This is a genomic window from Xanthomonas campestris pv. asclepiadis (assembly GCF_020784175.1).
Taxonomy (GTDB): domain Bacteria; phylum Pseudomonadota; class Gammaproteobacteria; order Xanthomonadales; family Xanthomonadaceae; genus Xanthomonas; species Xanthomonas campestris_D.
This window is the reverse complement of the sequence record NZ_JAJGQM010000026.1, coordinates 58,874-68,245: the sequence shown is the minus strand read 5'-3', so window position 1 is coordinate 68,245 and position 9,372 is coordinate 58,874. Positions and strand designations below refer to the sequence as shown.

7 protein-coding genes are annotated in these 9,372 nt (G+C 66.5%); 3 read left to right on the top strand and 4 right to left on the bottom strand.

Features of this window, described 5'->3' with window-relative positions:
- Positions 1-217 precede the first annotated feature (217 nt).
- From LL972_RS13055 to LL972_RS13045, 3 genes are all read right to left on the bottom strand, one after another.
- Complete coding sequence (locus LL972_RS13055) at positions 218-3,052, bottom strand: valine--tRNA ligase (protein ID WP_228327957.1); 2,835 nt, start codon at positions 3,050-3,052, stop codon at positions 218-220.
- 206 nt (positions 3,053-3,258) lie between these two features.
- A complete protein-coding gene (locus LL972_RS13050; RefSeq protein ID WP_047127277.1) occupies positions 3,259-3,684 on the bottom strand; it encodes a DNA polymerase III subunit chi in 426 nt (141 codons plus the stop codon).
- A 114-nt stretch (positions 3,685-3,798) separates the two neighbouring features.
- Positions 3,799-5,280: a leucyl aminopeptidase gene (locus LL972_RS13045; RefSeq protein ID WP_104649404.1), complete on the bottom strand. Its 1,482-nt coding sequence runs from the start codon at positions 5,278-5,280 to the stop codon at positions 3,799-3,801.
- A gap of 107 nt (positions 5,281-5,387) precedes the next feature.
- Here LL972_RS13045 and lptF point away from each other — a divergent pair, with 107 nt between their 5' ends.
- Both lptF and lptG read left to right on the top strand, forming a co-directional pair.
- The gene (gene lptF, locus LL972_RS13040) at positions 5,388-6,470 is read left to right on the top strand and encodes an LPS export ABC transporter permease LptF (RefSeq protein WP_228327956.1); all 1,083 of its coding nucleotides are present in this window, start codon (positions 5,388-5,390) and stop codon (positions 6,468-6,470) included.
- Entirely contained in the window at positions 6,419-7,573 is a 1,155-nt protein-coding gene (gene lptG, locus LL972_RS13035; RefSeq protein WP_429002158.1) for an LPS export ABC transporter permease LptG, read from the top strand. Before lptF ends, lptG begins: the two co-directional genes overlap by 52 nt.
- 153 nt (positions 7,574-7,726) lie before the next feature.
- Here lptG and LL972_RS13030 read toward each other — a convergent pair whose 3' ends face one another.
- The gene (locus tag LL972_RS13030; protein WP_228327954.1) at positions 7,727-8,188 is read right to left on the bottom strand and encodes an RDD family protein; all 462 of its coding nucleotides are present in this window, start codon (positions 8,186-8,188) and stop codon (positions 7,727-7,729) included.
- Positions 8,189-8,373: 185 nt separating this feature from the next.
- Here LL972_RS13030 and xerD point away from each other — a divergent pair, with 185 nt between their 5' ends.
- Entirely contained in the window at positions 8,374-9,345 is a 972-nt protein-coding gene (xerD, locus tag LL972_RS13025; RefSeq protein WP_228327953.1) for a site-specific tyrosine recombinase XerD, read from the top strand.
- Positions 9,346-9,372: the final 27 nt, after the last annotated feature.

Here is a 9,372-nt window from a genome sequence, read left to right as displayed (position 1 = left end):
TCGACGCCCAAACTGCCAGAATCCGAACAGATAAGGCTCTGGCGCGGCATCCATGCCGCTCAAGGTCCCGCGACGGTAGGCGGGCAAGGACCCGTCGAGATGGTCGGTGCGCATGCTTTTCAACAAAGCAACCAGCAGACTGTCTGGTGCGGTGGAGCACCGTGCCCTCGACTCACTCGGCTGTTGACCCCGTCCCGGCCAACAGTGATTGGCGGTCCTAGAGCTTGGCGCGTTGCTCGCGCAGGCCGGTCAGCTGCGTGGTCCAGTCGTTCAGGCGCGCGCGTTCCTGCTCGACCACCACGGCCGGTGCGTTCTGCACGAAGGTGGCGTTGCCCAGCTTGCCGTTGCACTTGCCGATCTCACCTTCCACGCGCTTGATTTCCTTGTCCAGGCGCGTGCGTTCGGCATCCATGTCGACCAGGCCTTCCAGCGGCACCAGCAGGGTGAGCTCGCCGACGATGGCCGTGGCCGACGGCGGCGTGTCCTGGCCGGCGTCGAGCCAGTCGATCGCTTCGAGCTTGAGCAGGAACGACAGCTGCGAGGCGAAGCGGCCGACACGGGCGCGATCGTCGGCAGTTCCTGCCTGCAGCAGCAGGCGTACCTGCTTGGACGGCGGCACGTTCAACTCGCTGCGCACACGACGCAGCGCCGACACCATCGACTGCAGCCATTCGACATCGGCCTCTGCGCTGGCGTAGCCCGCAGTGTCGACATCGCCGGCCTGCGGGAATGCCTGCAACGAGATCGTGGCAGCGCTGATGCCCAGGCGCGGTGCGACCTGCTGCCACAGTTCTTCGGTGACGAATGGGGTGAGCGGATGCAGCAGGCGCAGCAGCGCTTCGAGCACGTAGAGCAGGGTGTGGCGCGTGCTCGCGGCAGCCTCGCTGTCCTGGCCATTGAGTGCGGGCTTGGCCAGTTCGACGAACCAGTCGCAGAACGCATTCCAGGCAAACTCGTACAGCGATTGCGCAAGCAGATCGAAGCGGTAGTTGGCGTAGTGTGCGTGGGTTTCCGCAGTGACCTTGTCCAGGCGCGCCAGAATCCACTGCTCGGCTTCGGTGCGCGGCTGCGGCACGCCGGGAAAGCGCGCGCCTTCGGTGTTCATCAGCACAAAGCGCGTGGCGTTCCACAGCTTGTTGCAGAAATTCTTGTAGCCTTCGGCGCGGCCGAGATCGAACTTGATGTCGCGGCCATGCGTGGCGAGTGCGGCGATGGTGAAGCGCAGCGCGTCGGCACCGTGGGCGATGATGCCGTCCGGGAATTCCTTGCGCGTGGCTTTTTCGATCTTTTCGGCCATGCGCGGTTGCATCAACCCGTTGGTGCGCTTGGCCACCAGGTCTTCGATGCTGATGCCGTCGATGATGTCCAGCGGATCGAGCACGTTGCCCTTGGACTTGGACATCTTCTGGCCCTGCGCATCGCGGATCAGGCCGGTGATGTAGACATCGCGGAACGGCACCTGGCCGGTGAAGCTGTCGGTGGCCATGATCATGCGCGCCACCCAGAAGAAGATGATGTCGAAGCCGGTGACCAGCACCGACGACGGCAGATAGCGCGCGAAACCGCGCTCGGCCATCGCGTTCGCATCCGGCCAGCCCAGCGTGGAGAACGGCCACAGTTGCGAGGAGAACCAGGTTTCCAGCACGTCGCTGTCCTGGTGCAGCGCGACGTCGGCACCCAGGCCGTGCTTCGCGCGCACCTCGGCTTCGTCATGGGCGACATAGCACTTGCCTGCCTCGTCGAACCACGCCGGAATGCGATGCCCCCACCACAGCTGACGGCTAATGCACCAATCCTGGATGTTTTCCATCCAGTGTCGATAGGTATTGATCCAGTTCGGCGGGACGAACTTGACCTGGCCGCTTTCGACCAGCTCCAGGCCGCGCCTGGCCAGCGCGTCCATCTTCACGAACCACTGGTCGGTGAGATACGGCTCGATCACCTGGCCGGTACGATCGCCGCGCGGCACCTGCAGCTTGTGCGGCTTGGTTTCGACCAAGGCGCCCAGGTCTTCCAGTTCGGACAGCACCAGCTTGCGTGCGTCGTAGCGATCCAGGCCGCAGTACCGCTCCGGCGCATTCTCGTTGATGGTGGCGGTGACGGTGAACAGGTTGATCAGCGGCAACTCATGCCGCACACCCACCTGATAGTCGTTGAAGTCATGCGCAGGCGTGACCTTGACCACGCCGGTGCCGAAGGCGCGGTCGACATAGTCATCGGTGATCACCGGCACTTGCCGGCCGGTCAGCGGCAGCACGATGCGGGCGCTGTGCAGCGTGGCATAGCGTGGGTCTTCCGGATGCACCATCACCGCGGTATCGCCCAGCATGGTCTCCGGGCGCGTGGTGGCGACCACCAGGTAATCGCGGGTCTCGCGCAGCATCTCGACGCCGTCGGCATCGTGCTCGACGTGCTCGTAGGTCACGCCATCGGCCAGCGGATAGCGGATCGACCACAGGAAGCCGTCTTCCTCGACGTTTTCCACCTCCAGGTCGGAGATCGCGGTCTTCAGCACCGGGTCCCAGTTGACTAGGCGCTGGCCGCGATAGATCAGGCCCTGCTCGTACCAACGCACGAACGCTTCGTTGACCGCGGCCGACGGCTGCGGGTCCATGGTGAAGGTACTGCGCGACCAGTCGCTGGAGGTGCCCAGGCGGCGCATCTGGCGCTCGATGGTGTCGCCGGATTCGGCCTTCCACTCCCACACCTTGGCGATGAAGCCCTCGCGCCCCAGCGAGTCGCGTGTTTCGCCCTTGCCTTCCAGTGCCAGGTTGCGCGACACCACCATCTCGGTGGCGATGCCGGCATGGTCGGTGCCCACCTGCCACAGCGTATCGAAGCCGCGCATGCGGTGATAGCGCACCAACGCATCCATCAGCGTCTGCTGAAACGCATGGCCCATGTGCAGTGTACCGGTCACATTCGGTGGCGGCAGCAGCACCGTATACGGCTCACCCTGACCGGACGGCACGAAATACCCGGCAGCCTCCCACTGCGCATACAGGCGCGATTCGAAGGAAGAGGGGTCGTAGCTGGAGGCGAGGGTGGTCATAGTGGGGCGGGGATTCGTTGTTCGGGATTCGGGATTGGTTGCGTCATGGGGCCGGCGAGAACCGCCGGCATCCAGTCATCAACGTCAGTGGTGGTGCCGTGGAGCGAAGGTCGGCCGTTTGGGATTAGTCGTTGGATGCAGTCCTCGGAGACGCAAAAATCTGCTTTTACGAATCCCCAATCCCAACTCCCCAATCCCCGCCCCTCTCACATGTCGTACTTGGTCAGTTCCAGGCCCAGGGCCTTGTACTGCTTCCAGCGTTCGCGCAGCGGTTCGCGGGCCGCCGGGTCGGCGGGCACCACTTCCAGTACGCGGTCGCAGGCGCCCAGGTAGGGATCGTCGCGCAGGTTGATCACCAGCGGGCGCGAGGGAGCATCGAACTCCGGAGAGGCGATCAATACCGGTGCCAGCTCGTCTTCCTCGTCGGTGCCGGCAATCTGGTGCGGGATGTAGGCCTCGTCGTCGAACGCCCACAGCAGGTCGTCCAACGCCTCGGCCTGCGCGGCGTCGCGCGCCAGGATCAGCGTGGACAGGTTGGCGTCGTTGGCCTTGCGCGCCAGCTCGCAGACCAGCCGCAGCGGTTCGTTGAGGAAGCGCGGTTTGGCGATCAGGTAGAAGTCGGCACGGGGCATCAGGGCAGGGAATCGGGAGTGGGGAATCGGCAATGGTCACGGCACCGCCGCGACCTCGAAGGTCGCGGCGGTGACTGAGAGGAGAGGGATTTCACGATTCCCTATTCCCGATTCTCAATTCCCACCTGCGGCGCGGTCCAGCAACCACTGCGTCAACAGCCCCACCGGGCGACCGGTAGCCATGCCGCGCTTGCCTTCGTCGCTGGCGACGCCGGCGATGTCCAGATGCGCCCAGCGCTGGTTCTCGGTGAAGCGCGACAGGAAGCAGCCGGCGGTGATCGCACCGCCCCAGCGGCCGCCGATGTTGTAGACATCGGCGAAGGTGGAATCCAGCAGGCCCTGGTACTCGTCCCACAGCGGCAGGCGCCAGGCGCGGTCGAACACGTGCTCGCCGGCGGCCAGCAGTTCGTTGGCCAGGTCGTCGTGCTTGCTCATCAGGCCGGCGGTCTGGTGGCCGAGCGCCACCATGCAGGCGCCGGTCAGCGTGGCCACGTCCACCAGGGCTTCGGGGTTGAAGCGCTCGGCGTAGGTCAGCGCATCGCACAGGATCAGGCGGCCTTCGGCGTCGGTATTGCCGACCTCGATGGTCTTGCCGGACATGCTGGTGATCACGTCGGAGGGGCGATAGGCATTGCCGTCGATGGCGTTCTCCACCGCCGGCACCACCACCACCAGGTTGATCGGCAGCTCGGCCTTGACCGTGGCCACGAAGGTGCCGATGACGTTGGCGCCGCCGCACATGTCGTACTTCATTTCCTCGATGCCGCCCTGCGTCTTGAGGTTGACGCCGCCGGTGTCGAAGGTGATGCCCTTGCCGACCAGCACGTAGGGACGCGCGTCGCCGCCGCCGTTCCACTTCAGCACGATCAGCCGCGGGCGGTTGGCCGAGCCACGCGCCACCGACAGCAGCGAGCCCATGCCCAGCGACTCCATCTGCGTCTCGTCCAGGATCTCGGCCTCGGCACCGGGGAACTTGCCGGCGAAGGCGGCCGCGGTCTCGGCCAGGTAGGCCGGGGTGCAATAGTTCGGCGGCAGGTTGCCCAGCTCGCGGGCGAATTCCACACCCTCGGCAGTGGCCACGCCCACGGCCAGGGCACGGGCGTCGTCGCCGGCGATCGCCAGCGTGGTCAGGCCGGTCTCGTCGACCTTCTTCTTGCCCAGCGTGGCGGTGTAACGGTAGGCGGCGTGGTCGCTGACGATGATCGCCTGGCGGATGTTCCAGGCGCTGTCGCGCGCCTTGACCGGCAATTCGGTCAGGGTGAGCAGGGCGGTGCCGACCGGGCCGGTCTTCAGCGCGCGGGTCGCATCGCCCACCGCCTTGAGGTACGGCGCCACGCCGAACTTGCCGGCCTCGCCCAGGCCGACCACCAGCACGCGCGGGGCGGCGACGCCCGGCAGGTCGTGCAGCAGGCTGGTGCTGCCGGTCTTGGCAGCCACATCGCCACGTGCCACCAGGGCCGTCAGACGGCCCTGGCTGGCACTGTCCAGCGCCTGGGCGGCGGGCGACAGGGTCTTGTCGGCGAACACGCCAACCACGATGCAGTCGACGGCGGCGCTTGCCGGCGCGTCTTGGTTCAGGGTGAATTGCAGGGCCATTGATCAGATTCCGTAGGCAAATCCGTACAATCGCGGGCTGTTTACGCCAACCGGACTAGGCTGGCGCCGCCGCGAACGAATCCGAGAGTTTAAAACAAGCCCACCCCATGCCGAAGCTCGATCGATACCTGCTTAGCGATTTCACCCAGAGCTTCCTGGCCACCTTGATCGTGCTGCTGGTCGTCAGCGTCGGCGGTGTGCTGGTGGATATCCTCGGCAATATCGCCGATGGCCGCATCCCTGCTCGCTTGCTGCTGTCTCAGGTGGGCCTGCAATTCGTTGCGTATCTGCCGATCATCCTGCCGCTGGCGCTGATGCTGGGGCTGTTATTGGCACTGGCGCGGCTGTACCGCGATTCAGAAATGGCGGTCATCACCGCCATCGGCGTGGGTCCGCGGCGCATGTTGCGGCCAATGTTGATGCTGGTGATACCGGTCGTCGTGGTGATCGGGTTGTGCTCGCTGTGGCTGGGCCCCTGGGCCAGCCGCACCGCGGAGACCATGCTGGAGGACGCCAACCGCAGCATCGTGATGGCCGGCCTGGAGTCGGGCAAGTTCACGCCGCTGTCCGGCGGCGGGGTGGTCTACCTGACCACGATCTCGGCCGACGGCAAGGGCCTGGGCAAGGTCTTCATGCAGCGCCAGAAGGACGACCGCATCGATGTGGTCACCGCCGATCGCGGCGCGATGTTCTTCGAAGGCAAGGCCGACCGTTACCTGCGCCTGGAGGACGGCTACCGCATCGAAGGCCCGGCCGCCGGCAATACCTTGGACTACCGTTTGATGAAGTTCGCCAGCAACGACGTGGCCTTGCCCGACCGGGCCCAGGTGCACGATGCCAACGATCCGGAAGTGATGTGGACCACGCAGTTGCTCTCGGACCAGCGCCCGGCCGCGCGCGCTCAGCTGCATGAGCGCCTGGCGCCGCCGTTGCTGGCGCTGGCCTTCGCGCTGCTGACCCTGCCGCTGTCGCGCAGCGCGCCGCGGCAGCAGCGTTACGGCCGGATCATGCTGGCCTTCCTGGCCTACATGGTGGGCACCAATCTGATGATCGTCGGCACCCAGTGGATCGCCAATGGCAAGACACCGGCTGCGCTCGGTCTGTGGTGGCTGACCTTGCCACTGCTGGCGGTGGCGATCTGGGCATATGCGCGCGATGGTCGCGTGCGTCGGCCGAGGGTGCGCGCATGAGGCTGATGCCGCGGGTGCATGATTGGTACGTCGGGCGTGCGGTGTTGTTCACCGTGCTGCTGACGTGGGCGGTGCTGCTGGGTCTGGACCTGGTCAATGCCTTTGCCAGCGAGGCCAAGAACATCGGCCAGGGCAGCTACACCTTTGGCCATGCGGTGGCCTATGTGGCCTATACCGTGCCGCGTCGGGCCTACACCTTGTTTCCGACCGCTGCGGTGATCGGCGCCTTGATGGGCCTGGGCCAGCTGGCGGCGACGTCCGAACTCACCGCGCTGCGCGCGCTGGGCGTGTCGCGCAAGCGCATGTCGGCCTCGGTGGTCGCCGCCATGGCGCTGCTGACCGCCACCATGGTGATCAGCGGCGAGACCGTGGGGCCATGGGCACAGAACCAGGCCGATACCCTGAAAACCAGCGCCCGCTATAACAGCGACATGGCAATGGCGCGCTATTCCGGCCTGTGGGCGCGCGAGGGCGACACCTTCCTCAATGCGCTGAGCGGCGAGGAAAAGCTGCTGGACGGCGGCGGCACTGCATTGGATCTGCACGATGTGCGGCTGTATCACCTCGATGCCAGCGGCCGTCTGGCGCAACTGACCTACGCAGCGCTGGCCGAGAATCGCAACGGGACCTGGACGCTGCGCCAGGTACGCCGCGATACCTTCCAGGAACGCTCGGTGCAGCGCGAAACCTTCCCCGAGCTGGCATGGCAATCGCAGCTCAGTCCGGCAGCGCTGGCGGCCGGGCTGGCCAAGCCGCGCAACCTGTCTGCGCGCGATCTGGAGCAGAGCATCGAGTATCGCCGCCGCAATGGACTGGATGCGCGCGACTACGAAGATCAGTACTGGAGCCGCTGGTTCTATCCGCTCAACGTGCTGGCGCTGTGCATGGCGGCGATTCCGTTCTCGTTCGGTTCGCTGCGTAGTGGCGGCCTGGGCAAGCGCCTGTTCCTGGGCATCCTGTTCGCGCTGGGGTTCTGGCTGCTGCAGCTGTTCTTCGGCCGCATGGCCGGCGCACTGAAGCTGGATTACCGCATCGCCTACGCGTTGCCACCGATGGTGATGCTGGGCGTATCGGCGTGGTTGTTCCGACGGCGCAGTAGCTGACGTAGATGCGACGGTTCAGCGTCTTTGGAACCGTCCTTTGCCTGCGCTAAGCAACAGTGACCGCTTTGCCCGCGTGGCTGCCAGGGCTTTGCATGGCGGCCCCATTCCAGCACTGCCTGCCGGGGAGGTCGGCAAGCTGCCGGCCCAGGCGTTTCAGCGCTTGGGCGTGCGCTGCAGCCGGGTGCCGCTGGCGCGGTCGTGCCAGGCCAGGCGATCGTGGTCCAGCCATGCCCACCAAAATCCGGCGCCGGCCAGGGCCAGCGACAACGTGCCGACCGCGTAGCGGATCCACAGCGTGCGCCAGGAGGCTTGCGGGCCGACCAGCGACAACCGCCACGGGCGCATGCCCAGGGTCTGGCCGCCGCGGCGCCAGCTCACCGTGGCGTAGAGGCCGGCGGCGATCCAGCAGCACAGCCACAACAGCCATTGCCAACCGCTGAAGGGCGCAATGTTTTCGCGTGCGGGATGCCCGGCGAGGGTGAACCCAAGGGTGAAAGCGGCGGAAATCAGCATCCATAGCGCCAGTACCGGCCACACGTCGTAGCACAGGGCCAGCAATCGCCAACCGATCAGGGCAGGGGCGCGTGCGGTGCGGGGCGCGGGGGGCGAAGTCATGCCACGAGCATAGCCGGCGCAGCCGATCGGGCAACGTCGCGCTGCGGCAATCCTGGATCAGGCTGGGACCGCGTTTCGAGCTGAGAGCCACGCGGTGCAGCGCGTTGAGGCAAGCCGCACAGCCAACCCACTCCTTCGCCGACACGGCGCGCCGCAAAACGCGTGCCACGCTCTATGCTGTTGCGATGTCAGCCAGCAGTCCTGCCGAACGCCGCCAACTGGCGCAACACCTGCCGCCGGTGCAGGCCGCCGATGCCGCCGCCATCGAACGCTTTCTGGACCGGTTGTGGGCCGAGCAGGGCGTGGCGCGGCAGACCCTGGACAGTTACCGGCGCGACCTGGAGGGGCTGGCGCGTTGGCGCGACGGTGCCGGCGGCGGCTTGCTGGGTGTCGATCGGGCGGTGTTGTTCGACTATCTGCGCTGGCGCACCGAGGCGCGCTATTCGCCGCGCAGCAATGCCCGGCTGCTGTCGACCCTGCGTGCGTTCTACGGCCTGTGTCTGCGCGATGGCGTGCGCGGCGACGACCCCACCGCATTGCTGGACCCGCCACGCCTGCCGCGCTCGCTGCCCAAGGCGCTGACCGAAACGCAGATCGAAGCGCTGCTGGCCGCGCCCGATATCGACACGCCGCTGGGCCTGCGCGACCGCGCGATGCTCGAGCTGATGTATGCGGCCGGCCTGCGCGTCAGCGAACTGGTCAACTTGCCGGCGGTGGGTGTCAATCTGCGTCAGGGTGTGTTGCGGGTTACCGGCAAGGGCAGCAAGGAGCGCCTGGTGCCGCTGGGCGAGGAATCCCAGCACTGGCTGGAGCGGTATCTGAGCCAGGCGCGCCCGCTGCTGGCCAGCCGCAAGGCGGTGGCGGCGGTGGATTGGCAGGTACCGTTGTTCATCGATGCAGCGCGTCAGCCGCCCAGCCGCCAGCAGTTCTGGGCGTTGGTCAAACGCTATGCCGCGGTGGCCGGGATCGACCCCGCCACGGTCAGCCCGCACGGGCTGCGGCACAGTTTTGCCACCCATCTGCTCAACCACGGCGCGGACCTGCGCGCGCTGCAGATGCTGCTCGGTCACAGCTCGCTGTCCACCACGCAGATCTACACGCTGGTGGCGCGTCAGCACCTGCAGAAGCTGCACGCCGCCCATCATCCGCGCGGCTGACTGCGGCCGCAGGCGCAGCGCCCACCC